General features: G+C 60.1%; 28 protein-coding genes. 16 read left to right on the forward strand and 12 right to left on the reverse strand.

What is annotated here, in order from left to right; genetic code table 11:
* Positions 1-624 (forward strand): alpha-ketoglutarate-dependent dioxygenase AlkB family protein, encoded by a 624-nt coding sequence (locus tag EL199_RS08770; RefSeq protein WP_004142218.1) that lies wholly within the window; start codon positions 1-3, stop codon positions 622-624.
* Between the two features lie 12 nt (positions 625-636).
* Here the strand turns inward: EL199_RS08770 and EL199_RS08775 are convergent, their stop codons facing one another.
* From EL199_RS08775 to creB, 3 genes are all read right to left on the reverse strand, one after another.
* Positions 637-1,320 carry a DedA family protein gene (locus EL199_RS08775; protein ID WP_004142217.1) on the reverse strand — a complete coding sequence of 228 codons (684 nt, stop codon included), beginning with the start codon at positions 1,318-1,320 and terminating at the stop codon, positions 637-639.
* A 90-nt stretch (positions 1,321-1,410) separates the two neighbouring features.
* Positions 1,411-2,376, reverse strand: a complete 966-nt coding sequence (dusA, locus tag EL199_RS08780) for a tRNA dihydrouridine(20/20a) synthase DusA (RefSeq protein ID WP_050768102.1) — start codon at positions 2,374-2,376, stop codon at positions 1,411-1,413.
* A 2-nt stretch (positions 2,377-2,378) separates the two neighbouring features.
* On the reverse strand, positions 2,379-3,038 hold the full coding sequence (creB, locus tag EL199_RS08785) for a two-component system response regulator CreB (RefSeq protein ID WP_004142213.1): 660 nt from the start codon (positions 3,036-3,038) through the stop codon (positions 2,379-2,381).
* Positions 3,039-3,142: 104 nt separating this feature from the next.
* On the opposite strand from creB, the gene EL199_RS08790 reads away from it, so the two are divergent.
* Positions 3,143-3,649, forward strand: coding sequence for a hypothetical protein (locus tag EL199_RS08790; protein ID WP_004142212.1), 507 nt, complete (start codon positions 3,143-3,145; stop codon positions 3,647-3,649).
* Between the two features lie 138 nt (positions 3,650-3,787).
* Here the strand turns inward: EL199_RS08790 and EL199_RS08795 are convergent, their stop codons facing one another.
* The 7 genes from EL199_RS08795 to EL199_RS08825 all read right to left on the reverse strand — a co-directional run bounded on the left by EL199_RS08795 (position 3,788) and on the right by EL199_RS08825 (position 10,117).
* On the reverse strand, positions 3,788-4,141 hold the full coding sequence (locus EL199_RS08795) for a hypothetical protein (protein ID WP_040355587.1): 354 nt from the start codon (positions 4,139-4,141) through the stop codon (positions 3,788-3,790).
* Between the two features lie 297 nt (positions 4,142-4,438).
* A complete protein-coding gene (locus EL199_RS08800; protein ID WP_004142208.1) occupies positions 4,439-4,696 on the reverse strand; it encodes a SemiSWEET family transporter in 258 nt (85 codons plus the stop codon).
* Between the two features lie 123 nt (positions 4,697-4,819).
* Positions 4,820-5,026, reverse strand: a complete 207-nt coding sequence (locus EL199_RS08805; RefSeq protein ID WP_004142206.1) for a hypothetical protein — start codon at positions 5,024-5,026, stop codon at positions 4,820-4,822.
* 114 nt (positions 5,027-5,140) lie between these two features.
* Complete coding sequence (locus EL199_RS08810) at positions 5,141-7,081, reverse strand: sucrose-specific PTS transporter subunit IIBC (RefSeq protein WP_004142205.1); 1,941 nt, start codon at positions 7,079-7,081, stop codon at positions 5,141-5,143.
* The gene (locus tag EL199_RS08815) at positions 7,074-8,045 is read right to left on the reverse strand and encodes a carbohydrate kinase family protein (RefSeq protein WP_004142203.1); all 972 of its coding nucleotides are present in this window, start codon (positions 8,043-8,045) and stop codon (positions 7,074-7,076) included. Before EL199_RS08815 ends, EL199_RS08810 begins: the two co-directional genes overlap by 8 nt.
* A gap of 141 nt (positions 8,046-8,186) precedes the next feature.
* A complete protein-coding gene (locus EL199_RS08820) occupies positions 8,187-9,608 on the reverse strand; it encodes a glycoside hydrolase family 32 protein (RefSeq protein WP_004142202.1) in 1,422 nt (473 codons plus the stop codon).
* Positions 9,605-10,117, reverse strand: a complete 513-nt coding sequence (locus EL199_RS08825) for a UPF0149 family protein (RefSeq protein WP_004142200.1) — start codon at positions 10,115-10,117, stop codon at positions 9,605-9,607. Before EL199_RS08825 ends, EL199_RS08820 begins: the two co-directional genes overlap by 4 nt.
* Before the next feature lie 93 nt (positions 10,118-10,210).
* Here EL199_RS08825 and EL199_RS08830 point away from each other — a divergent pair, with 93 nt between their 5' ends.
* From EL199_RS08830 to gmk, 5 genes are all read left to right on the forward strand, one after another.
* Positions 10,211-10,633, forward strand: coding sequence for a hypothetical protein (locus EL199_RS08830; RefSeq protein ID WP_004142198.1), 423 nt, complete (start codon positions 10,211-10,213; stop codon positions 10,631-10,633).
* Positions 10,630-10,944 (forward strand): cell division protein ZapA, encoded by a 315-nt coding sequence (locus EL199_RS08835; RefSeq protein WP_004142196.1) that lies wholly within the window; start codon positions 10,630-10,632, stop codon positions 10,942-10,944. Before EL199_RS08830 ends, EL199_RS08835 begins: the two co-directional genes overlap by 4 nt.
* Positions 10,945-10,997: 53 nt before the next feature.
* Complete coding sequence (locus EL199_RS08840) at positions 10,998-11,525, forward strand: cupin domain-containing protein (RefSeq protein ID WP_004142195.1); 528 nt, start codon at positions 10,998-11,000, stop codon at positions 11,523-11,525.
* An 86-nt stretch (positions 11,526-11,611) separates the two neighbouring features.
* Positions 11,612-12,757 carry a methionine adenosyltransferase gene (gene metK, locus EL199_RS08845; protein ID WP_004142193.1) on the forward strand — a complete coding sequence of 382 codons (1,146 nt, stop codon included), beginning with the start codon at positions 11,612-11,614 and terminating at the stop codon, positions 12,755-12,757.
* A gap of 111 nt (positions 12,758-12,868) precedes the next feature.
* On the forward strand, positions 12,869-13,483 hold the full coding sequence (gmk, locus tag EL199_RS08850; RefSeq protein ID WP_004142192.1) for a guanylate kinase: 615 nt from the start codon (positions 12,869-12,871) through the stop codon (positions 13,481-13,483).
* A 53-nt stretch (positions 13,484-13,536) separates the two neighbouring features.
* Here gmk and dctP read toward each other — a convergent pair whose 3' ends face one another.
* Positions 13,537-14,517 carry a TRAP transporter substrate-binding protein DctP gene (gene dctP, locus EL199_RS08855; protein WP_004142191.1) on the reverse strand — a complete coding sequence of 327 codons (981 nt, stop codon included), beginning with the start codon at positions 14,515-14,517 and terminating at the stop codon, positions 13,537-13,539.
* A gap of 12 nt (positions 14,518-14,529) precedes the next feature.
* Positions 14,530-15,726: a PstS family phosphate ABC transporter substrate-binding protein gene (locus tag EL199_RS08860; protein ID WP_004142190.1), complete on the reverse strand. Its 1,197-nt coding sequence runs from the start codon at positions 15,724-15,726 to the stop codon at positions 14,530-14,532.
* Between the two features lie 182 nt (positions 15,727-15,908).
* Here EL199_RS08860 and EL199_RS08865 point away from each other — a divergent pair, with 182 nt between their 5' ends.
* From EL199_RS08865 to tolA, 9 genes are all read left to right on the forward strand, one after another.
* Positions 15,909-16,304 carry a DMT family transporter gene (locus tag EL199_RS08865; RefSeq protein ID WP_004142189.1) on the forward strand — a complete coding sequence of 132 codons (396 nt, stop codon included), beginning with the start codon at positions 15,909-15,911 and terminating at the stop codon, positions 16,302-16,304.
* Positions 16,305-16,331: 27 nt separating this feature from the next.
* Positions 16,332-16,490 carry a hypothetical protein gene (locus EL199_RS13010; RefSeq protein WP_004142188.1) on the forward strand — a complete coding sequence of 53 codons (159 nt, stop codon included), beginning with the start codon at positions 16,332-16,334 and terminating at the stop codon, positions 16,488-16,490.
* 45 nt (positions 16,491-16,535) lie between these two features.
* On the forward strand, positions 16,536-17,270 hold the full coding sequence (locus EL199_RS08870; RefSeq protein WP_004142187.1) for a YebC/PmpR family DNA-binding transcriptional regulator: 735 nt from the start codon (positions 16,536-16,538) through the stop codon (positions 17,268-17,270).
* Positions 17,271-17,274: 4 nt separating this feature from the next.
* Complete coding sequence (ruvC, locus tag EL199_RS08875) at positions 17,275-17,799, forward strand: crossover junction endodeoxyribonuclease RuvC (RefSeq protein WP_004142186.1); 525 nt, start codon at positions 17,275-17,277, stop codon at positions 17,797-17,799.
* Complete coding sequence (ruvA, locus tag EL199_RS08880; protein ID WP_004142185.1) at positions 17,800-18,393, forward strand: Holliday junction branch migration protein RuvA; 594 nt, start codon at positions 17,800-17,802, stop codon at positions 18,391-18,393.
* The gene (ruvB, locus tag EL199_RS08885) at positions 18,390-19,400 is read left to right on the forward strand and encodes a Holliday junction branch migration DNA helicase RuvB (protein ID WP_004142184.1); all 1,011 of its coding nucleotides are present in this window, start codon (positions 18,390-18,392) and stop codon (positions 19,398-19,400) included. The genes ruvA and ruvB overlap by 4 nt, the downstream gene beginning before the upstream one ends.
* A gap of 61 nt (positions 19,401-19,461) precedes the next feature.
* The gene (gene tolQ / locus EL199_RS08890) at positions 19,462-20,193 is read left to right on the forward strand and encodes a protein TolQ (RefSeq protein ID WP_004142182.1); all 732 of its coding nucleotides are present in this window, start codon (positions 19,462-19,464) and stop codon (positions 20,191-20,193) included.
* Positions 20,190-20,654 carry an ExbD/TolR family protein gene (locus tag EL199_RS08895; RefSeq protein ID WP_004142181.1) on the forward strand — a complete coding sequence of 155 codons (465 nt, stop codon included), beginning with the start codon at positions 20,190-20,192 and terminating at the stop codon, positions 20,652-20,654. The genes tolQ and EL199_RS08895 overlap by 4 nt, the downstream gene beginning before the upstream one ends.
* Positions 20,651-22,252, forward strand: coding sequence for a cell envelope integrity protein TolA (gene tolA / locus EL199_RS08900; protein ID WP_004142179.1), 1,602 nt, complete (start codon positions 20,651-20,653; stop codon positions 22,250-22,252). Before EL199_RS08895 ends, tolA begins: the two co-directional genes overlap by 4 nt.
* Positions 22,253-22,282 lie beyond the last annotated feature (30 nt).

Raw genomic sequence — 22,282 nt, forward strand, 5'->3', positions numbered from 1 at the left:
ATGCCAACCCCTGATCTGTTTCCAACCGCACCCGATCCCGCCGCCAATCTCCTGCCCCGCGACGGCGTGCTGCACGATTACGGCATCTGCTTTTCCGCTGTGGATGCCGACCGCTATTTGCAGCAGTTACTGACGCAGATTCCCTGGCAACACGACCGTTTGCTGATTTACGGCAAGCCCGTGACCACCGCGCGCGAAATCGCCTGGTATGGCGACCGCCCCTTCAATTACCGCTACTCCGGCAGCGACCACCGCGCCCGTCCGTGGGATGATACGCTGCGCGCGCTGAAAACGGCGGTTGAGCGCATCAGCGGCAGCCATTACAACGCCTGCCTGCTCAACCTCTACCACGATGGCAATGAAGGCATGGGCTGGCACAGCGACGATGAAGCGGTGCTGGGCGATAACCCCGACATTGCCTCGCTCAGCTTCGGCGCGACGCGCAAATTCGCCTTCCGCCATAAAGCAGGCGGCGAGAAGGTGGCGCTGTTTTTGCAGCATGGACAGCTAATCGTGATGCGCGGTGCCACGCAGGCGCACTGGCAGCACGCCCTTCTGAAAAGCAAAAAAATACACGCGCCGCGCGTCAATCTGACCTTTCGCAGCATCGTGGATGCGCCATAAAAAAACGCCGGATTATCCGGCGTTTTTGTTGAGACTGATGCTGGCGGCGCGTTTGCGTTCGGCGCGCAGGCGAGCGCGGGTGGTGCGGAAATAGGCGCGGCGGCGGCGGCGGCGCCAAACGTAATAGGCGATAACCCCGGCGATGACGAGAAAGAGCGCGATGGTCGCGTATTTGAATTCGTGCATTTTTTTCAGCATCCATTCGTGGTTTTCCGCGCCGTAGTAGCCGATATAGACAAAAACCGGGATGGAGAGAAGGGCGGCGAGGCCGTCCATCAGGGTGAAGCGCCAGAAGCTGACGCGGCGAGTGATGCCGGTCATGACGTATATGGGCGCGCGCAGGCCAGGCAGAAAGCGGGCGAAGAAGACGAGGCGGCTGCCGTAGCGGTGAAAGAGGGTCTCGGTTTGAATCATCCGCTCTGGTGTCAGCAGTTTAGAAAACCAGCGCGACTGGCGCAGATGCGGGCCAAATCTCCAGCCGATGAGGTACATCATCCAGTCGCCGCAGAGGACGCCGAAGTACGCAACCACCAGCATGACGTGGACGTTTTGCTCGCCTAGCTGCGAGATGATGCCAGCGGCGATGAGGGTGATATCTTCCGGCAGGGGCAATCCCATGCCACAGAGGACAAGGACACCGAAAACGGCGTAATAGCCGTAGTCAAAAAAGAAGGCTTGCAGCAGCGAGAGGGTCATGAGGGTCTGTTATATAGGGGGGCGGTGAAAGGCGCGCATGATACCAAAATGGTAAAGTTTTTGTCGTTTTGTCGGTCATTTACGTTTTTTTCAGATATGCCCGACCGCCGCCAGCGCGCGCTCGAAAACGGCGATACCGGCATCCGGCGAGCGCGCGTCCTCGCTCAAAATACGGCGGTATATTTTGGCGCCGCGCACGCCGGGGAAAAGGCCGAGCAGGTGGCGGGTGTAATGCGAAAGCACTTCGCCGCGCGCCAGACGTTCTGCGATGAGGGCGCGGATACGCGGCAGCACGGCATCCAGCGTTTGCGCGGCCTCGCCGTAGAGGGTATCGGCGAGAAGCAGCAGTTCCGGATTCTGGTAGGCAGCGCGGCCGAGCATGACGCCATCGACGTGTTGCAAATGCGCCTGGCATTGCGCGAGATCGCCGATACCGCCGTTGATGACGATGGTAAGCTCCGGAAAACGCCGCTTGACCTCGTAAACCAGCGGATAGTTGAGCGGCGGCACATCGCGGTTTGCCTTCGGGCTAAGCCCCTGCAACCACGCCTTGCGCGCGTGAATGATGAAAACGCGGCAGGGGCTGCGGCTGGCGACGGTTTCAACGAAATGAAATACCTCGCGCTCGTCCTGCTCGTCAATGGCGAGGCGGTGCTTGACGGTAACGGGTACCGCGCCCGCCGCTGCCTGCATCGCACTCACGCATTCGGCGACCAGCGCGGCGTCGTCCATCAGGCAGGCGCCGATGCGGTTGTTCTGCACGCGGTCGCTGGGGCAGCCGACGTTTAAATTGATTTCTTGATAGCCGTAGGGCAGGGCGATGGCGCAGGCGTGTGCCAGCGCTTCCGGCTCGCCGCCGCCCAGTTGCAAGGCGCAGGGCGCGTCGCCGTGGTGCTGCAAATGGCGCTCGGCGTCGCCGTAAATCAGCGCGCCGGTGGTCACCATTTCCGTGTACAGCAGGGCGCGGCGGGTAAAAAGACGATGCAGCGCGCGACATTCTGGCGTCGTCCAATCCAGCATCGGCGCCACGCAAAAACGGTGGGAATCGTTGGGCATGGTCAGAGTTCCAGATGATAGCCGTAGCCACGGCGGGTGCGGATGGGGTCGGCGTCGGGCGCAATCGCGCGCAGTTTTTGCCGCAGGGTTTTGATGTGGCTGTCCACGGTGCGGTTGTCGATGTGGTCGGGGTGGTCCCAGAGGGTGTTCACCAATTGGTCGCGGTCAAACGTTTGTCCGGGATGGGCGAGCAGGTGGCGCAGCAGGCGGTATTCGTAGCGGGTGAGATCCAGCGTCGTGCCGTGGTAGCTGATGGTTTGCGCGCTGTCGTTGTGCTGCCAGACGCTGGCGGTTTCCGTCTCGTTGCTGCGGCGGCAGACGGCTTTGATGCGCGAGATGAGTTCGCGGTTGCTGAAGGGCTTGCCGCAGTAATCGTCCGCGCCCAGTTCAAGGCCGACGATGCGGTCGATTTCCTCGTTGCGCGCGCTCAGGAAAATGAGCGGCGTCGTCCATTGCTGGCGGATGCGGCGGCAGAGTTCAAAGCCGTCGGTATCGGGCAGGCCGACGTCCAGCACGATGCAATCAAAGCGTTGTGCCTGCAGGGCGGCGAGCGCGGCGATGCCGGTGTCGTGCCACACCACTTGCCACTGTTCGCGCGCAAGGGCGTAGCTGAGCGGGTCGGCGATGGCGGGGTCGTCTTCGATGAGCAGGATGTGTTTCATGCGGTCATTATAATGAGTAATGTGGCGTTAAGCTGACGTTCACGAAGGCGTGCTAAGGTTGCCGCGTCTGAATTTCCTCAGGCGCACACTAAATGAGGTGAACCATGAAAAAATCACTTGTTTTGACACTGATGATTCTCGGCACGCCCGCGCTGGCAGACGGCAACGCCGTCGATCGCGCCCAGCCGCAACCGCCGTCCAAGGTAACGACCACGACTACCGTTATCACCGAGCGTACTGTCAACGGGCAAACCAGCACCGAAACCTCGCAGCCGGTGGCCAACGTGCAGGAATGGCAGGACACCAGCAAGCGCGGCGGGCGGGCAGATCCCGCTCCGGCAGACAGCGGCGCGCGTGCTTCACAGCTGCAGGACAGCTTCGCCGCCTTACAGGCGGCAGATACGCCGGAAGCGATGGACGCTCCATTGCGCCGCTTCAAAGCCGCCGGAGAACGCGCGCTGTCGCGCAAGGGGCTGAAAGCGCAACGGGTGCAGTTCCGCGAAGACATCGCCGCCCTGCGCGAAGCGGTCAATGCGGGCGACCTCAATGGCGCCAAGGCACAACTGGACGCCATCGCGCAAATTCCCGCCATTGCCGACCGCCTGCAATAAGCGCTCCGGCAAAGAAAAAGCCCCGCAGGACGGGGCTTTTTTATCGCCCTCCCTTGCAGGGCGAAGCCCGCAGCGGGGGAGGGGAGGGGGTGAGCAATATGGAAATTTGGAACAAACGAGGCGTTTGCACCAGAATTTTCAATAAAACACCAAGAAATTGGCGTCATCGCCTTCGCCTTCCTGAATAATCATCAGCCAGTCCACATCGCCTTTTTCTGCAATGTAAACATCACGATGGATAGACTGCTGGATGGGCGAGCTGTGGCTGATGGCGACTTTTGCCTGCTCGACCAGTTCGGCATAAGTCTTCGGCGGCAGGCTCTCGGCGGTATAGGCGATGATGCGGCTGCGCGGACATTTGTTGATGAGCGACAGTACGGTAATCAGCGCCGCGTTGGATTTCAGCAGTTTGCCAATGCCGCTGAACAGCTCCTGTTTGTCGTAAATGGCGTCGCTGCGGATGGATTTAAGAAAATTTTCCAGATTTTTCATAATGATTCCTTGTGACGTAAAAAGGTGAAAATTTTTAACAATTATAGCCTTATTTCGCGAACGCACGGCGAAATTTTCTGGAAAATCCATAACTAAGACAGGGTTAATATTGCGCTGGCAGGGGAAAAGAAAATCCGCCACTGCTTACATCAGACGGAGCACGATTCTCCCAAGAAAAGTCAGTAGCGGATTTGGCGTCAGTATAGCAGGACAATGTCGGCAAGTGCTTGATGATAACCGCGCGCGCCGCAAGAGCCGTCGGTTTTCTTTTAAGCCTTGCGCGTGTCTTGTGGCGGCTTAAAAACTGGTGATGCAGGTGATGATGCCGAGGACGATGCCGGGCGCGTTGGCGATGGCGACGGGCAAATCGCGCGGCGTTTTGAACAGTCCGTAAGCCACCCACAGCGTGCAGTTAATCGCGGCGCAAAGCGGCTGGATGGGGCTGGCTTTATGTCCGGCGAGATTCTCCTGAATCTGGAAAATATAGGATGTGTACATACAGATTGCGGCAATGGTGGCAACTATGGCCAGAATACGGATGTGTTTGTCGTGCATAAATACTTCTCTTGCAAATGGTGTTTTAGGGTGATTTTTCTGTTCATGGATGTTTGTGGGGTTCAAAATGCAATGGGATTTTTTAATCTTATTTTGCATGGTTTTTTGCCAGATATGGCATCGCTATTTCATCTGGACATTCCCCGCCATTTCTGAACAGGAGAATGTCATTCTAGCACGGGCGCGCTGTTCTTCCCGTAACAGGGTTGCAAAAACGCCTGGTTTTTCAATGAGGGTTAATTCGCTGTCAGGGTGCGCGGTTGTGGGGCTGCTTGGGGTTTTGTTGTTATCGTTTTTTATGCGGTTTTTTTGTCGTTTTTTTGCGGTCATTTTTACGCTTAATTAACAGGAAATGGCCGTGAGTTTTTATTTGTTTTGGCTGCTGAATGTATGAAAAAGAAAAGCCCGCGATGCGGGCTTTTCTATAGATATTGAGCGGCAGTCTTAATGCACAATTTTCGGCCTGCCGTTTTCAATTTCTACCGTCTGTCCTTCGTCGTAGGCGGTGAAGATGACGGGCGTAACGAGGCTCGGCACTTTGTCGGCGATGGCGGCGAGATCGACTTTCACCAGTTCCTGCCCGACGGTGATGCGCTCGCCTTCTTTGACCAGCACGGTGAAGCCTTCGCCGCTCAGTTTGACGGTGTCGATGCCGATATGGATGAGGATTTCCAGGCCGTTGTCGGTTTCCAGTCCTATCGCGTGGCGGGTGGGGAAGATGGTGGCGACGCTGCCGTTGGCGGGCGCGCGGACGATGCCGTCGCCGCCCGTCGGGTCAATGGCGAAGCTCGCGCCTAAGGCGTTCGCGGCGAAGGCGGGGTCGGGGATGTCGCTGGCGGCAAGAACGCGGCCTTGCAGCGGCATTTGCCATTCGGCGGGAATGGGGTCGGCATCCGGCGCGGGCGCGGGTTTTTCCGCAGGCGTGGCGGGCGCAACCGGGGCAGGTGCTACCGGCGCGAGGCGTTCCGGGTTGTAGCGGCTGCGTGAGAAGACAAGGGTAAGGCTGAAGGTGATGGCGAAGGCGATCACCATCCCGACGATGTACGGCGTCAGGTATTGCGCGCCGATAGAGATGATGCCGGGGATGCCCGCTGCGCCGAGGGCGACGGCTTTGGTGTGGTAGAGGGTGATGTAGGCGCTGGCGCAGGCGGTGCCGATGAGGGCGGCGTAGAAGGGGTAGCGCAGGCGCAGGTTTACGCCGAACATCGCCGGTTCGGTGATGCCGAGCACGGCGGAGATGCCGGAGGCGGAGGCGACGCCTTTCAGTTTGGCGTCTTTGGTGCAGAAAAGCGCGCCGAAGGCGGCCGCGCCTTGCGAGATGTTGTTCATCGCGGCGATGGGGAAGATGAAGGTGCCGCCGGTGTTGGCGATGTCGGCGATGAGCTGGGTTTCGACCGGGATGAAGCTGTTGTGCATGCCGGTGATGACGACCGGCGCGTAGAGGCCGCCGAGGATGGCGCCGCCCAAGACGCCGGCGGTGTTGTACAGCCACTGGATGGCGTCGGTGAAGGCGATACCGGCGTCGCGCGTCGCAGGCCCGACGATGGTGAAGGTGAGCAGCGCGGTGATGAAGATGGCCAAGAGCGGCGTCAGCAGCAAATCGACGCTTGCCGGGATGACGCGGCGCAGGCTGCGTTCCAGTTTGGCGAGTATCCAGCTACAGACGAGGATGGGCAGCACCGTACCCTGGTAGCCGACTTTGGCGACGCTGAAGCCAAGAATATTCCAGTATTGCAGCGTGCCGTCGGCGGTCGCTTGCGCGAGGGCATAGTTGTTGGTGAGGTCGGGGTGCACCATGATCATGCCGAGCACCGCGCCGAGGTAGGGGTTGCCGCCGAAAATGCGGGTGGCGGAGAAGGCGATGAGGATGGGGAGGAAGACGAAGGGCGCGTTGGCGAAGGTGTTGATCATCTCCGCCAGTCCTGCCCACTGCGGGTAGGCCTCTATCAGCGTTTTGCCCTTGATGACGAGGTCATGCGCGGTGAGGACGTTGTTCAGCCCCATCAGCAAACCGCCGGCGACGATGGCGGGGATGATGGGGACGAAGATGTCCGATAGGGTTTTGACGAAGCGTTGCAGCAGGTTGCCCTTCGCCGCGCCGAGGTCTTTCGCCTCCTGCGTGCTGACTTGTTTGACGCCGGTGAGGTCAAGCAGCTCAGCGGTAACTTTATTGACCGTGCCGGTGCCGAGGATGATCTGGAATTGTCCGGCGGTGAGGAAGTTGCCTTTGGCGAGCGGGATGGCGTCCACGGCGGCCTTGTCGATTTTGCTCTCGTCTTTCAAGACCATGCGCAGGCGGGTGGCGCAGTGCGTCGCGGCGGCGATGTTGTCGCGGCCGCCGACGGCGGCGATGATGGCTTCAGCGGTCTGGCGGTATTCACTCATGGTGGTTCTCCTTTTGGAATTGTTGCAGGCGGGCGCGGTCGGGCATGCTGTTAATCGCGCCGCGTTGCAGGGTGGTAATCGCGCCGACGGCAGCGGCGTGGCGCAGCAGGGCGGCGATGTGTTCGTCAGCAAGTGCCTGTTGCAGGTCAAGGTTGAGGCGGCTCATTTCCGCGAGCAGGCCGCCGATGAAGGCATCGCCCGCGCCGGTGGCGTCCAGCGCCTGCACTTTGTAAGCATCGACCGCGCCGCGCTGGCCGCTGGCGTCGTACCACGCCGCGCCCTGTGCGCCACGGGTGTAGATGACGTGCTTGACCGCGCCACGGTGCAACTGCCCGATGCCGCGCGCCGGGTCGCGTTCGCCGGTGACAAATTCCAGTTCATCGTCGGAAATCTTGATGATGTCCGCCAGCGGCAGATATTCCTGCACGGCGGCATGGAGGTCGGCGGGATTTTTCCACAGCGGCAGACGCAGGTTGATGTCGAAGCTAATCAGCGCGCCTGCTGCGCGGAAGCGCTCGATGGCAACGCGGTGCGCCTCACGCATCGGGCAGGGGGTGAGCGACACCGAGCAATAGTGGAGGATGTCGCCCGGCTGCGGCGCAATCGCGGCGAGGTTGTCGGCGGCGTAGAGCATATCGGCGGACGGGTCGCGGTAGAAGGCAAACTCGCGCTCGCCGTTGTCATGCAGGGTAACGAAGGCCAGCGCCGTTTTCGCCTCACGGCTGCGCTTCAGGTAACGGGTATCGACGCCCGCCGCCTGCGCGGTGGCGGCAATCTGCTCGCCGAAAGCATCCTCGCCGACCTGGCTCAGAATGTAACTTTTGCCGCCGAGGCGGGCATAAGCGGCGGCAACGTTGAGCGGCGCGCCGCCGACCGCCGGGGTGTAGCGGATGTCGGCGTCGGGCTTGCCCGGGCGGCTGGGGACGAAGTCAATCAGGGCTTCGCCGATGGCGTAGAGGGACATGATGTTCTCCGGTGGTGGATAAATGCGCGGTGGGTGTGAGTTTTTGGATTTTTTAGTGATTATAAGGGAATGGCGGCGGGGGCGCTGTTTTCCCCGCCGCTTTGAATAGGAATTGGCCGGTCGCGCTAAACGCGGCGGGGTTTAGAGAATCGGGTAAATCGTCACCGTCGCATCGTCAGCCGCAGCGACGTGCAGGCCGGTGGCGTCGGCGGGCGGGTAGATGGCGCCGGTCATCACCGCTTCGCCGTCGTTGATGAAGATTTCCAGCGAGGAGGTGTCCGCGTAGATGCGCAAGCTGTGCAGCTGCGTCAGCGCCAGACGGCGGATATGGCCACCTTTGCCGGGCGCGTCTTTTTCCGGTTCGGGCAGCGCGCCGCTTTGGCTGCGGTCGAAGATGAGCGCTTCGCCGTTGTAGGTCAGCACGGTCTTGGCGCTCGCGCCCGCGCGCAGGGTGAGGATGAAGGGGTGGTTCTGCGGGTTGGCGAGGTTGAGCTCGTAGTGGATGCCGTCGTGCGCGCCTTCGCCGCGCAGGCGGTCAAGCGCGGGCAGCGGGCGCTGGCGCAGTTGGCCGTCTTCTATGGTCAGCACGCGCGGCAGGGTGAGGCAATGCGCCCAGCCGTCGCGCGCGCTGGGGCAAGTGGTGTCGGGCAATCCCATCCAGCCGATGAGCAGGCGCTCGCCGTCCGCGCCGAGGGTGCTTTGCGGTGCGTAGTAGTCAAAACCGTGGTCGAGTTCGCGGAAGCCGTCGTGGTTAAAGCGGCAGGCGGCTTTGTCAAACGTGCCGAGGAAGTAGCCGGACTGGTAAATGTTGCGGTAGCGGTCGCCGTCGGCAGGCAGGCCTTGCGGGCAGCAGAGGAAGACGTCGCGCCCGGCGAGCGGGAAGTAGTCCGGGCATTCCCACATGTAGCCGAAACCAGGCAGGGCGAAGTCGATTTCGCCGCGCAGTTGCCAGGTTTGGGCGTCGGTGGAGGTGAGGTAGAGGGCGGTGCCGCTTTCGTTGTCGCGCTGCGCGCCGAGGACGATGCCGTAACTGCCATCCGCCTCGCGCCAGATTTTCGGGTCGCGCACGTGTTCGCTGTAGCCTGCGGGCGCGCCTTTGAGGAAGGGTTCGTGTTTGTGCAGTCCGTGCGCATCAAGGCGGGCAGTGAGCTGGTAGGGGATGCGTTCCCAGGCGGCGGTGCGGTGGTTGCCGGTGTAGGCGATGAGCAGACCGTCGCCGTCGGCGAGCGCGCTGCCGGAGTAGGCGCCGTGGCTGTCCCATTTAGTATCCGGTGCGATGCCGATGCCGCGCGTTTGGTAGTGGACGAGATCGGCGCTGCTCAGGTGTTGCCAGTATTTGAGGCCGTGTACCGGGCCGAGCGGAAACCATTGGTAAAAGAGATGATATTCGCGCCCGTCGTGGCAGAAACCGTTGGGGTCATTCAAAAGCCCGGCAGGCGGCTGCACGTGGTAGCGCTGTCGCCACGGGCTAGCGGCGGCTTGCGCACAGAGGGCTTCGTAACGTTCGCGGCTGTCGGCATTGAGTGCGGTGTAACGCGCTTCGCGGGTCCAATGAGTATTCATGCGGGTCGCTCCGGTTTTTGGTGGCATTCGGCGTAGATGAGCAGTGCGCCCATGCGGCAATGTTCTTCGAGGCTGATGAGCTGGCGGCGGTTGTCTTCGTTGTCTTCAAGGTCGTAATCGAGTTTGCCGATTTCTTCAAGATCGGCGAGGAAGGCGCGGGCGTCCTCATCCAGCGCGGGATGCAGCCAGTGCACGGCGACGGTAAAGCCCTGCGCCCAGGCAGCCAGCGCTTCAGCACGCGCGGCGAGGGCGCCGTCTTCCGGCAAGAGCAGCTGATAGGCGAGGGCATCGGCGGCCAGCGTTTCTTCGATTTGCAGCGAGAGGCGGTCAAAGGCTTCATGCGCGATGGCGTCCACTTCACCCTGCGCAAAGAGGATTTCCGGCCAGCGCCCGCCGTGGTTGCAGGCGATAAGCGCGCTCAGGATGCCATGCGCCTCACTCGCGGCAAACCACCATTCGCGGGCGGCAATGAGGTCGGCAAGGGCGTCGTAACGGGGTTGTGCGGTCATGGTTTTTGTCCGGATGATGTAAAGATGGTAGTATAAATGAAACCGTGGTAATGGCTTGCCATTATCGTCATTTAAGCCTAGGCAGGAATCAGCATGAAGCCAGTTCAGGAACGTTTACATATAGACGAATTAAAACGTGTTGAAAAGCAGACCAATACTTTGCTCAAGGCATGGCGCACCCTCAACAAGAATTATCGCCAGTTGCAGGAAGATTATGAAAAATTGAATATCCGCCATAATCTCACCGTGCAAGAGCATCAGGAAACCCTCTCCCAACGCGCCGAAGAATACCGGGCCGCATTGGAGCAAGCCGACCAACGTTGGCGCAATCGTTACGACGATGACAAAGCGGCATGGGCGGCAGAAAGAGAAGCATTGATTACCGCCAATGCGCAAGCGCTGCAAAAGCAGGCGGAAGAATATCAGGAAGCCATGGATGCCTTGCAGGCAGAACTGGATCAGGCGAATCGCCGCAAGCAGGCCATGATTGATCGCATTCGCGGGGTGGAACAATGAGCAGAGAACCCATGAAAGTAAGCGTGCAGATTCTGGAGAATACCTATTCTTTAGGCTGTGAACCGCATGAGCGCAATATGCTGATTGAAGCGGCAGATCAATTAAATGCGGCATTGTCCGATATGCGCCGCGAGAATCCGAAAGTCCCGACCGACCGCCTGATTGTCCTTTGCGCCCTGAAAATGACCTATGACCTTTTACTGGAGCGACAAACGATTGCGCGTGAAGTCAGCATGGTCAATCAGGTCAGCGAACGACTGATTAGTGCTTTGAGTCAGGCGATTGCCGAAGAAAATTTGAGCGACAGTTAAACGCTTGCACGCATCCCCGCATTGGCGGGGATTTTTTATTTAAGGAGGCTTTTATGAAAATCCTTTTTTTAACTATGGCATTATTGGCAATGACTACCGCGCAAGCGCAATCTGCCACGCCAACGGCGAATGACGCGCAGTATCAGCAGAAAATTGAACAAGTCTTTCGCGGCGCGGAATTGGATCGTTCCATTCAGGTTTATCCGAAAGCAGAACTTGCCACCTGGGATCGGGAAAAGGCCGCAGGCGGGGAGGGCGCATTGCTCGGCCAATTCGCTTATACGCGCAAACAGACGAATGAAAAAGATGCTTTTCGTGAAATCGGCTGGCTGACATTACCTCCGGGGGCGTCGATTGGCTTACATAAGCACGACAATAATGAAGACGTCTATATCATCATTTCCGGCCAGGGCATTTTTACCGATAGCAACGGCAAAGAAACGGAAGTCAAAGCGGGCGATATCACCATTGCCCGGCCGGGGCAAAGTCATGCGCTGAAAAACGCAGGCGAGGAGCCGCTAGTATTTCTCGATTTGATCGCGCAGACCGTACCGCCTGCGGCAAATCCGGCGGCACAGTAAGCGCGTTTTTTGGTAGGATAGCCGCCGCTTTCGCGTAGGGGTTGAACGCGGCGGCGCTTCCATCAACATATTGCAAGGAGAACGGCATGAGCCACTATCTATTTACATCCGAATCGGTATCCGAAGGGCATCCTGACAAAATCGCCGACCAGATTTCCGATGCAGTCTTGGACGCCATCATCGCCCAGGACAAACACGCGCGCGTCGCCTGCGAAACGCTGATTAAAACCGGCATGGTCGTCCTCGCCGGCGAGGTGACAACCTCCGCCTGGGTCGATCTGGAAGATCTGGTGCGCAAGACCGTGGTCGATATCGGCTACAACAGCTCCGACATTGGTTTTGACGGCTCCACCTGCGGCGTCTTCAACGCCATCGGCAAGCAGTCTTCCGACATCGCGCAAGGCGTTGACCGCGAAGAAAAACGCAAACAGGGGGCAGGCGACCAGGGACTGATGTTCGGCTACGCCTGCGACGAAACGCCGACGCTGATGCCAGCGCCTATCATGTACGCACACCGCCTCGTCGAGCGGCAGGCGCAAGTGCGCCGCGATGGCGTGCTGCCGTGGCTGCGTCCGGACGCGAAATCACAAGTCACCTTCCGCTATGAAGACGACAAAATCACCGGCATTGACGCCGTCGTCCTCTCCACCCAGCACGACCCGGACATCTCGCTGAAAGACCTGCAAGAAGCGGTACGCGAGCTGATTATCGACAAAGTCCTGCCCGCCGAGTGGCTGGACAGCAAAACCAAATTCCACATCAACCCCACCGGCAAATTCGTCATCGGCGGTCCGGTAGGCGACTGCGGCCTCACCGGGCGCAAAATCATCGTCGATACCTACGGCGGTTCGGCGCACCACGGCGGCGGCGCGTTCTCCGGCAAGGATCCGTCCAAAGTGGATCGCAGCGCTGCTTACGCCGGGCGTTATGTGGCGAAAAACATCGTCGCCGCCGGTCTTGCCAAACGTTGCGAAATCCAGGTGTCTTACGCCATTGGCGTCGCTGAGCCGACTTCGGTCATGGTCAATACCTTCGGCACCGGCACCATTGCCGACGAGGAAATCGTCAAGCGCGTGCGGGCGGTGTTTGACCTCACCCCTTACGGCATTATCGAAATGCTTGACCTCATCCGCCCGATTTACCGCCAAACCGCCGCTTACGGCCACTTTGGCCGCGAACTGCCGGACTTTACCTGGGAAAAAACCGACCGCGCTGCCGCGCTGAAAGGATAATCCCGGAATTCACCACCGACCGCCGAAGAAACCCTTCGGCGGTTTTTGATTAAGCCGCCTGCGGCGCCAGCGGAAAAATGCGCGCCATCTATCAAACGTCAGGAGTTCATCATGCAGGGTCAATTGTGGATTGTTGCGGCGCCGTCCGGAGGCGGTAAGACCAGCCTCATCGCCGAAGCGGTGCGGACGCTGGATAACGTCGTCGAAAGCGTGTCGCACACCACGCGCGCCGCAAGACCGGGCGAAGTCGAAGGCGTGCATTACTACTTCGTCGAACCGGCGCAGTTCCAGGCGATGATTGACGCCGATGGCTTCCTTGAATACGCGCAGGTCTTCCATAACGCCTACGGCACGGCGGCGGCATCCGTTGATGCGCTCTTGGCGGCGGGCAAGGACGTTATCTTGAGCATTGACTGGCAAGGCGCGCAGCAAGTCATGGCGCGACGGCCGGATACGCGCTCCGTGTTTCTCCTGCCGCCATCGCTGGAAGCGCTGCGCGAACGCCTGACCGCGCGCGGCCAGGACAATCCGGACATCGTCGCGCAACGCATGGCGGAAGCGGAAGAACAAATCAGCCATTACCGGGCGTTTGAATTTGTTATTGTCAACGAAGACTTCCAGCGCGCGGCAGGCGAATTGCAGGCGTTGATACTATACGACCGTCTGCGCCGCACGCGCCGCGAAGCGGATTTACAACCGCTACTGAGACAATTGGGGCAGGAGTAGTTGCAGGTTGGGTTAGGGCAACAGATAGCCTTTCAGTCTTTCCAGCACCGCTTTTACGTTGGCGGTGCCGTTTTTTCTTGTTCTTCCGCCCATCTGTCAAGCATGGCGCGATAGTCGCTCGCTTTTGCCCAGGCAGCAACTTCTGCCGCGCTCAGTTCGCGCAGGGTTACGCCTTTTTCTTGCGCGGTTTTGAGGATTTGCGCGTAGTTTTCGTCCATGATTTTGCCCAGCTCGGCATAGGATTTGTCGGCGGCGCGGGCAATGGCGGCTTTGTCTTCTTCGCTTAGGCTCGCCCATTTTGGGTTGCTGATGACCACCGGGTAGATGTGTCCCAGCCAAAAGTCGCGCGAGACCAGCGCGTAGGGCGCGTGTTCGTAGGCTTTGATGTCGATGGCGCTGTCGATATTGACCATCAGGCCGTGGATTTCGCCGTTCTTCAGTTTGGCGTAGGTTTCTTCGCCCCAGCGGCTGTTGGTCGGGGTTGCACCCGCGTTTTTCAGGAATTCGCGGTACCAGAAGCTGGCGGTGCGCCAGGTCTGGCCTTTGATGTCGTCCAGGCTTTGCAGCGGTTTGACGCTGAAGAAGGCGACGGGGTAGCCGGTGGCAATCAGCAGCGGGGTTACGCCGTTTTTCTGGTATTCGGCGGTGAGTTCGGGGATGTCGGCGTAGATGCGGCGCAGGGTTTGCACTTGGGCGTCGCCGCTGGGGCCTGTCATGAAGCCTTTGAACAGTTGGTGCAGCGGCAGTTGTTGCAGGCTGTATTCGGGGACGGCGACGATGAGGTCGGTTTTGTGGTCGGCGATGGCTTGCAGTTCGTCGTGTGCTTTGGCGATGCTGCCGCCCCAATGCGGCTCGATTTTGATGCGCCCCTGGCTTTCGCTTTCGATGTTTTTGAAGAAGACGTCGTTGATGAAGCGGGTGCGCATGTTGCCGTAGGGCTCGTGGTCGCTGTAGCACAGCACGGTTTCTGCCTGCGCCGCGCCAAGTAATCCGGCGGCAAGGCAGAGGGCGGTGAGGGTTTGTTTGAGGGTCATGGTTGGCTCTTTTTAAGGGTTGGTTGCGGGTTCGGTGAACGGTATGTAGCCGGTTTTTTGCACCAGCTCCTGCCCCTGCGGCGATTGTACCCAGGCGAGCAGTTTGCGTACGTTGTCGTTTTCCCGGCCGATGACGGTGACGGCGTAGAAGTCGTTGGTGAAGGGGTAGTTGCCCGCGCGGATGTTGGCGTGGTTGGGGGCGATGCCGTCGATTTGCAGCAGTTTGATTTCTTTTTTTGCGGTCATCTGCGTGCTGTAGAAGAGGAAGGAGTAGCCGATGGCGTCGCTGAAGTTGTAGTAGTCGGAGACGCGGTCGATGATGCCGCCCATGTCGCCCGCGACGTCTTCGCGCGGTGCGGCTTGCAGCGGTGTGTCGCCCATGATTTTTTGCAGGGCGGTTTGTGAGCCGGAGTTTTCCGGGCGCTGGAAGGCGCGGATGCGCTGGTCGTGTCCGCCGACTTCGCGCCAGTTGGTGAGGCTGCCGGAGTAGATTTGCCGGATTTGCGCGACGCTGAGGCCGTCCACTGGGTTTTGGGCGTTCACGAAGAAGACGAAGGCTTCTTTGCCAATCGGCGTGAGATGCAGCTCGATGCCCAGTTCTTGGGCTTTTGCCTGATGCGCTTTGGAGGGCGCCGGGACGAAGATGATGTCCACTTGTCCGGCGAACAGCCGCTCGTAGGCCTCGCCGGTTTTGCTCAAGTTCACATAGTCAGAATAGTATTCGCCCGCTTTGAGCGGGTAGGTGGCTTGGGCGAAGGCGGCATAGATGGGGTAAAGCGCGGTCGAGCCGTCCAGCTTCGGGTAGGGCGCTTGCAGGGTGAGCGTGGCGGGGACGTCGAGTTTGGCGAGTTTGTTGTCGGCGTCCTGCGGGTTGTATTGCCATTGGTTGATTTCGGCGGGGACGCTGATGCTGCTCAGGTATTCGCGGTAAAGCTCGTGGCCAAGCGGATACAGCACGGCGACGCCCGCGCCGGACAGGATGGCGAGCCATGCCAGGCACGTTTTGCGGCCAAACAGCGGGTGTTTGTAACCGCGTACCCATAAGGTGATGTAACCGCCGATCAGCACAGGAAGTCCGAATACTGCCCACATGGGGATGCCGATAAAGAGCAGCAGGATAGCGCCGTAAAAACTGCCCGCCAGCAAGGCGAGCAGACCGAGAATGAAGAAGAAGGTGTACCAGCCGCTGCGTTTTGGGGTTTGGCTCATGGGGGCTCCGAGTGATGTGAAAAGCGCAAGGATAGGGAAAAAACTGCGATGACGCCACGATAAAACGGCATGCGGCGCGCCGTTTGGCGTGCAATACGCTAAACTCTCGCACCGCACATCCGTTATTTTTTCCTAATCCCACGAAATTTCTCCAAGCCAACGGTCTGCCGCATCCTTATGTGATGCTTTTTCTCGCGCCGCTTTTTTGGGCGACCAGCAATGTTACCGGCAAGCTCGGCAAGGCGTGGTTGTCGCCGTATGCGTTCACGTTTTGGCGCTGGCTGTTGGCAACGGCGCTGCTTTCGTTGCTGTTCCGCCGCCAGATTCGCGCCGACTGGCCACAGTTGAAGGCGCGGGCGGGGTGGCTGTTCGTCGTCGGCGGCAGCGGTTTTGCGCTGTTCAATGTGGTGCTGTATGGCGCTTTTGCCCGTGGCGCGAGTGTGGTCAATGTGTCGATGATTACCGCGCTGATTCCGCTCGCGGTGTTGTTGGTGGATGTAGGTTTTTTGCGCGGGCGGGCGCATCCGCTGCAATGGCTGGGGGGGCGCTGTCGTTTGTCGGCGTGCTGTGGCTGGTGAGCAGGGGCGAGCCGCGCGGCGCTGACGATGAACCTGCTACCGGTGTTCGGCGCGCTGGTTGGCGTCGCGGTGTTTGCCGATGAGCGTTTGGGCGGTTATGTGTTGGTCGCGCTGGCGTTGGTCGCGGCGGGGATTGGGCTTTCGGAATGGGGCGCCATGCGTCTGGCATTCAGGCGGGGGGCGTAATAGAATGCGCGCCTTTTCGTAAGTCAATCAATTCAAGAGGAATCTATGGCCGGTCACAGTAAATGGGCAAATATCAAACACAAGAAAGCAAAGGAAGACGCCAAGCGCGGCAAGGTGTTCACCCGCCTGATCCGCGAGCTGACGATTGCCGCGCGCCACGGCGGCTCGGATGCCAGCAGCAACCCGCGGCTGCGTCTCGCCATTGCCAAGGCGCAGGCGGAAAACATGACCAAGGACACGATGGAGCGCGCCATCAAGCGCGGCGCGGGCGAGCTGGAAGGCGCGCAGATGGAGGAAATCCGCTACGAGGGCTACGGCCCGGGCGGGGTCGCGGTGATGGTGGATTGTCTCACCGACAATAAAAACCGCACTGTCGGCGAGGTGCGCCATGCGTTCACGAAAGCGGGCGGCAACCTCGGCACCTCCGGCTCGGTCGCGTTTCAGTTCACCGAGCGCGGCGTGCTGTTCTTTGAAAAAGTCGCCAATGAAGATGCCTTTATGGAAGTCGCGCTCGATGCAGGCGCCGCCGATTTGGAAATTGACGAGAACGGCGCCGAGGTACTGACCGCGCCGGAAGATTACGCCGCCGTTTACGACGCGCTGGTCGCCGCCGGATTCACTCCGGACGAGAGCGAGGTAACGATGCGCGCCGACAATCTCTCGCCCGTCTCCGCCGATGATGCCGACAAGGTGATGCGCCTGATTGAGCGGCTGGAGGAGCTGGACGACGTGCAGAGCGTCTATACCAACGCTGATTTCCCGGAAGATTTCGCCGGCTGATACGATGGCGCTTTCCCGCCGTGTGCTTGCCATTGACCCCGGCTCGCGCGTGACCGGCTACGGCATTATTGATGTCCTCGGGCAGGAAGTGCGCTACGTCGATAGCGGCTGCATCCGCCTCGCCGACGAAGAAATGCCGCTGCGCCTGATGATGATTCACCAGGGCATCACCGAGCTGATTCGCAGCTACCGCCCACAGGAGTTCGCGATAGAGGCCATCTTCGTCCACAAAAACCCGGCGTCGGCGCTGAAACTGGGGCAGGCGCGCGGCGTCGCCATTTGCGCGGCGGTGCTGGCGCAGTTGCCCGTCGCCGAATATGCGGCGAAAAGCATCAAGCAGGCGGTGGTCGGCAAGGGCGGCGCGGAAAAAACGCAGGTGCAACACATGGTGAAAATTCTCTTGAACCGCAGCGGCGTCATCCAAAGCGACGCCGCCGACGCGCTCGCCGTCGCGCTGACCCACGCGCACCACCTGCAAACGCAAAGACGGCAACAACTGGCGGGGCTTGCCACCGCCTGGGAGCAATAAATGATCGCCTATCTGCGCGGCACGGTGCTGGTCAAACAGGCCGGGCAAATCATCCTTGAAACCGGCGGCGTCGGCTACGAACTGGCGGTGCCGCTGTCCGTGCTGGAGCGCGTGCATGAGGGGCAGGAAGCGGCGCTGTTTGTCCATCATGCGGTGCGCGACGACGGCCATTACCTCTACGGTTTTCACACCCTGGAACAGCGCAGCTGGTTCCGCGAACTCATCCGCGTCAGCGGTATCGGCCCAAAAATCGCCCTGCTCATCCTCTCCGGTTTCGACGTGGAAATGCTAGCGCAGACCGTGCGCGCGCAAGACAGCGCCGCGCTGGTAAAACTGCCCGGCGTCGGCAAGAAAACCGCCGAGCGCCTTTTGGTGGAATTAAATGACCGCGTCGGCAGATTGCCCACCGCGGGCGGGGCAGGGCAGGGCAGTATCCTGCGCCCGGCTTCCGCGCGGCTGGACGCCGAAGAAGCGCTGGTCGCGCTGGGCTACAAACCGGCAGAAGCGGCGCAACTCATCGAGCGCGTCGGCGATGATGACGCCGACACCGACACCCTTATCCGTCGCGCCCTGCAACTCAAATTCAAAACATGATCGAATCCGACCGCCTCATTCACGGCAACAGCCTCGGCAACGACGAACAAGCCGTTGAGCGCGCCGTGCGCCCGAAACGCCTCGCCGAATACATCGGACAAAGCGCGCTGAAAGCGCAGATGGAAATCTTCATCCAGGCAGCGCTCGCGCGGCAGGAAGCACTGGATCACGTCCTGCTCTTTGGCCCGCCGGGGCTGGGCAAAACCACGATGGCGAACATCATCGCCGCCGAGCTGGGGGTGAACCTGCGCCAGACCTCCGGCCCCATCCTCGACAAAGGCGGCGACCTCGCAGCGATGCTGACCAATTTGGAGGCGCATGACGTCCTCTTTATTGACGAAATCCATCGCCTCTCGCCCGCCGTGGAAGAAGTGCTGTATTCGGCGATGGAAGACTACCGCATCGACATCATGATCGGCGAAGGCCCGGCCGCGCGCTCCATCATCCTGCCCATCAAGCCCTTCACCCTCGTTGGCGCGACCACGCGCAGCGGCCTCTTGAGCGCACCGCTGCGTGACCGCTTCGGCATCAGCCAACATTTACAGTTCTACAGCGAAAGCGAGCTGACCGCCGTCGTCCTGCGCGTGGGCGAACTGCTCGGCGTGCAGATGGAACGCGACGGCGCAATCGAAATCGGCAAACGCGCGCGCGGCACGCCGCGCATCGCCAACCGCCTCCTGCGCCGCGTGCGCGACTACGCCGACGTGCGCGGCAGCGGCATCATCACCCGCGCCATCGCCGATGAAGCACTTGAACTGCTCGCCATCGACCACTGCGGCTTTGACAACCTCGACCGCCGCCTGCTCCACATCATCATCGAACACTTCGGCGGCGGGCCGGTCGGCCTCGATACCCTGGCTGCCAGCGTTGGCGAAGAACGCGGCACCCTCGAAGACGTCGTCGAACCCTACCTCATCCAGCAGGGCTACCTGCAACGCACCCCGCGCGGCCGCGTCGCTACGGCTCGCGCCTACGCGCATCTCGGCATCGAAATGCCCAAACCGTAACCTTGCCCGGACGCGCCAACGTTACACTACCGCAACCCCGCAAACACAAAGGAGACTGACCTTGCAACCGACCGCAGAAACCGGACTGTCCGTATCGCGCCTCATCGGCGACGCCAGCATCCCGGTCAAAGTCATCATGCTCATCCTCTTCATGATGTTCCTCACCACCCTCTTTATCACCGGCAAAAAATACGTCCAGTTCCTGCGACTGCGCCACAAAATCAAACAATTCGACCGCACCTTCTGGTCGGGCAACGACCTTGAAGTCCTCTACGCCGGTTACGAAAAACGCCATCCGGAAAGCATAGAGCGCGTCTTCACCGACGGCTTCCGCGAATTCATGCAATTCCAGGGCAACAGCCTCGACAACCCGGACGTCATCGTCCACAACTGCCGCCGCGCCATGACCGCCGCACTCAACCGCGAAAGCTCGCGCCAGGAACGCGGCCTGAACCTGCTCGCCACCATCGGTTCCTCCGCGCCCTACATCGGCCTGCTCGGCACCGTGTACGGCATCATGAACTCCTTCATCGCCATCGGCGGCGCACAAAGCGCCAGCATCTCCAGCGTCGCGCCGGGCATCGCCGAAGCGCTGATTGCCACCGCCATCGGCCTGCTCGCGGCGATACCGTCCGTGCTGTCGTACAACTACTTCGTCGCCCACTCCGAAAGCCTCACCGTTGAGTACGACGCCTTCATCGAAGAATTCTCCAACCTCCTGCAACGACAAATCATCCTCGCCCGCGACTACCAACGCCGCCAGCAACAAGCCCAGCCGAGAAAACCCGCATGATCCGTCGCCGCCGACACAAACTCAAAGCCGAGATGAACGTCGTGCCCTACATCGACGTCATGCTCGTCCTGCTCGTCATCTTCATGATCGCCGCCCCGCTCATCCACCAACAATCCATCGAAATCGACCTGCCCGACAGCAGCGCCGAAGTCCTCGACATGCCGGAAGACGCGGGCAACGACCTCATGCCACTGGTACTCACCGTAGATGCCCAGGGCAACTACTACCTGAACCGCAACGATAGCAGCCGCGCCCTCCAGCCCGAAGAAATCGTCGATATCGTCAACCGGGAAACGACTGTGCACCCTGACCTGCCCGTACTTGTCCAGGGCGACACCGCCGCCAACTACAACCAGGTCATCGACGGCATCGTCCTCCTGCAACAAGGCGGTGCGTCGAAAGTCGGCCTCGTCACCGAACAGCCCCCGGAAGAAACAGGCACGGCGGAGGCCAAGCCGTGAACGAATACCAACCGCCGAAACGCGTCGTCATCGAAGAAAACCTCGGTGGCGCGGCAGGCATCGGCATCGGCATCCTCCTGCTCGCCCTCATCTTCTACCTGAACCGCGAGCACGCCATCGACCTCAGCAAAGAAAAACCACCGGGACAAAAAAGCGAACAAATCCAGCCGGTCATCAACACCCAAATCGTTGACGCCGCGACCCTGCAAAACACCCTGGACCAAATCGAGGCGCGCCAACAGGCACAAGCCAAAGCGCAAGCCGACGCCATCCGCAAAATCGAAGAACAAAAACGGCGCGAAGAAGCCGCCCTCCGCCGTGCCGAAGAAGAAAAACGCCGCCAGGCCGCCGAAGCCGCGCGCAAAGCAGCAGAAGAAAAAGCGCGCGCCGAGGCCGCCGCCAAAGCCGCGCAAGAAGCCACAGAAAAAGCCAAAACCGAAGCAGCACAACGCGCTGCCGCCGAGAAAAAAGCCGCAGCAGAAAAAGCGGCAAAAGCCGCCGCCGAAAAAGAAGCCGCCGCTGCCGCCAAAGCCGAAGCGGCAGAAAAAGCGCGCGCAGAAGCTGCGGCAAAAGCCAAAGCAGAAAAAGCCGAAGCAGCGGCCAAAGCCAAACAAGAAGCTGCCGAAAAAGCCAAGGCAGAAAAAGCCGAAGCGGCGGCCAAAGCCAAAGCAGAAGCCGCAGCAAAGGCCAAAGCCGAAAAAGCAGCCGAGAAAAAAGCCGCCGAAAAACGCGCCAAAGAAATCGCTGCCCAGGAAGCCGCCGAACAGGCCGCAGCAGCCAAAGCCGAGGCCGCCGCCAAAGCCAAGGCAGAAAAAGCGGCAAAAGCCAAAGCCGAAAAAGAAGCCAAAGCCGTCGCCGAAAAAGCCGAAAAAGCAGCAGCGGCGAAAGCGGCGAAAGAAGCCGCAGCCAAAGAAGCTGCGGAAGCAGCAGTAAAGGCCAAAGCTGAAGCCGCCGCCAAGGCAAAAGCCGAAAAAGCCGCAGCAGCGAGAGCGGCCAAAGAAGCTGCAGCAAAAGAAGCTGCTGAAGCTGCCGTAAAAGCTAAAGCCGAAGCGGCAGAAAAAGCTGCTGCCGAAAAAGCAGCAAAAGCCAAAGCTGAAAAAGAAGCGGCCGCCAAGGCCGCCTCTGAAAAAGCACGTTCCGAAAAAGAAGCGGCAGAGGCGAAAGCCAAAGCCGATGCCGCCGCCGCCAAAGCCAAAGCAGAGGCGGATAAAAAAAGAGCCGACGCTGATAGAAAAGCTTTTGCAGCACAGATGGCCGCAGAACTTGACAGCGATGCCGAAAAAGCCGCCGGCAAAGAAAGCGCCGAAGCCGTTGCCGCACTCAAAGACTTTGGCGTCAATACCTTGGGCGCCCGCATGAAAAAATTCTGGCGTCTGCCGCCGAACATCCCGGAAAACCTCTCCGTCAAAATCTTCGTCAAACTCGACCGCAGCGGCAACGTCGTCAAGGCCAGCATCAAACAAGGCAGCGGCTACAAACTGTTTGACGACGCCGCACTGCGTGCCGTCCACGACGCCTCGCCGTTGCCCATGCCCAAACACCCCGGCGCAGTCGATGCACTCGTCTCAGACGGCATCATTACCAAATTTGACCCATGACCCTGTTCCCGCGCGACATTCTGGCGGAAA

Origin of the sequence: Cardiobacterium hominis (assembly GCF_900637305.1) — a bacterium.
GTDB classification, from domain to species: Bacteria; Pseudomonadota; Gammaproteobacteria; order Cardiobacteriales; family Cardiobacteriaceae; genus Cardiobacterium; species Cardiobacterium hominis.

Excerpts from the sequence above, each read along its gene's own strand:
- gmk (WP_004142192.1), top strand. The coding sequence starts at position 12,869 with ATGCAGGGTCAATTGTGGATTGTTGCGGCGCCGTCCGGAGGCGGTAAG.
- EL199_RS08805 (WP_004142206.1), bottom strand. The coding sequence starts at position 5,026 with ATGACCGCAAAAAAACGACAAAAAAACCGCATAAAAAACGATAACAAC.
- EL199_RS08800 (WP_004142208.1), bottom strand. The coding sequence starts at position 4,696 with ATGCACGACAAACACATCCGTATTCTGGCCATAGTTGCCACCATTGCC.
- dusA (WP_050768102.1), bottom strand. The coding sequence starts at position 2,376 with ATGCCCAACGATTCCCACCGTTTTTGCGTGGCGCCGATGCTGGATTGG.
- EL199_RS08770 (WP_004142218.1), top strand. The coding sequence starts at position 1 with ATGCCAACCCCTGATCTGTTTCCAACCGCACCCGATCCCGCCGCCAAT.
- EL199_RS08820 (WP_004142202.1), bottom strand. The coding sequence starts at position 9,608 with ATGAATACTCATTGGACCCGCGAAGCGCGTTACACCGCACTCAATGCC.
- EL199_RS08810 (WP_004142205.1), bottom strand. The coding sequence starts at position 7,081 with ATGAGTGAATACCGCCAGACCGCTGAAGCCATCATCGCCGCCGTCGGC.
- EL199_RS08870 (WP_004142187.1), top strand. The coding sequence starts at position 16,536 with ATGGCCGGTCACAGTAAATGGGCAAATATCAAACACAAGAAAGCAAAG.
- EL199_RS08895 (WP_004142181.1), top strand. The coding sequence starts at position 20,190 with ATGATCCGTCGCCGCCGACACAAACTCAAAGCCGAGATGAACGTCGTG.
- EL199_RS08840 (WP_004142195.1), top strand. The coding sequence starts at position 10,998 with ATGAAAATCCTTTTTTTAACTATGGCATTATTGGCAATGACTACCGCG.
- EL199_RS08775 (WP_004142217.1), bottom strand. The coding sequence starts at position 1,320 with ATGACCCTCTCGCTGCTGCAAGCCTTCTTTTTTGACTACGGCTATTAC.
- EL199_RS08830 (WP_004142198.1), top strand. The coding sequence starts at position 10,211 with ATGAAGCCAGTTCAGGAACGTTTACATATAGACGAATTAAAACGTGTT.
- EL199_RS08825 (WP_004142200.1), bottom strand. The coding sequence starts at position 10,117 with ATGACCGCACAACCCCGTTACGACGCCCTTGCCGACCTCATTGCCGCC.
- ruvB (WP_004142184.1), top strand. The coding sequence starts at position 18,390 with ATGATCGAATCCGACCGCCTCATTCACGGCAACAGCCTCGGCAACGAC.
- creB (WP_004142213.1), bottom strand. The coding sequence starts at position 3,038 with ATGAAACACATCCTGCTCATCGAAGACGACCCCGCCATCGCCGACCCG.
- dctP (WP_004142191.1), bottom strand. The coding sequence starts at position 14,517 with ATGACCCTCAAACAAACCCTCACCGCCCTCTGCCTTGCCGCCGGATTA.
- EL199_RS08860 (WP_004142190.1), bottom strand. The coding sequence starts at position 15,726 with ATGAGCCAAACCCCAAAACGCAGCGGCTGGTACACCTTCTTCTTCATT.
- EL199_RS08865 (WP_004142189.1), top strand. The coding sequence starts at position 15,909 with ATGCTTTTTCTCGCGCCGCTTTTTTGGGCGACCAGCAATGTTACCGGC.
- metK (WP_004142193.1), top strand. The coding sequence starts at position 11,612 with ATGAGCCACTATCTATTTACATCCGAATCGGTATCCGAAGGGCATCCT.
- EL199_RS13010 (WP_004142188.1), top strand. The coding sequence starts at position 16,332 with ATGAACCTGCTACCGGTGTTCGGCGCGCTGGTTGGCGTCGCGGTGTTT.
- ruvA (WP_004142185.1), top strand. The coding sequence starts at position 17,800 with ATGATCGCCTATCTGCGCGGCACGGTGCTGGTCAAACAGGCCGGGCAA.
- EL199_RS08815 (WP_004142203.1), bottom strand. The coding sequence starts at position 8,045 with ATGTCCCTCTACGCCATCGGCGAAGCCCTGATTGACTTCGTCCCCAGC.
- ruvC (WP_004142186.1), top strand. The coding sequence starts at position 17,275 with ATGGCGCTTTCCCGCCGTGTGCTTGCCATTGACCCCGGCTCGCGCGTG.
- EL199_RS08795 (WP_040355587.1), bottom strand. The coding sequence starts at position 4,141 with ATGAAAAATCTGGAAAATTTTCTTAAATCCATCCGCAGCGACGCCATT.
- EL199_RS08790 (WP_004142212.1), top strand. The coding sequence starts at position 3,143 with ATGAAAAAATCACTTGTTTTGACACTGATGATTCTCGGCACGCCCGCG.
- EL199_RS08835 (WP_004142196.1), top strand. The coding sequence starts at position 10,630 with ATGAGCAGAGAACCCATGAAAGTAAGCGTGCAGATTCTGGAGAATACC.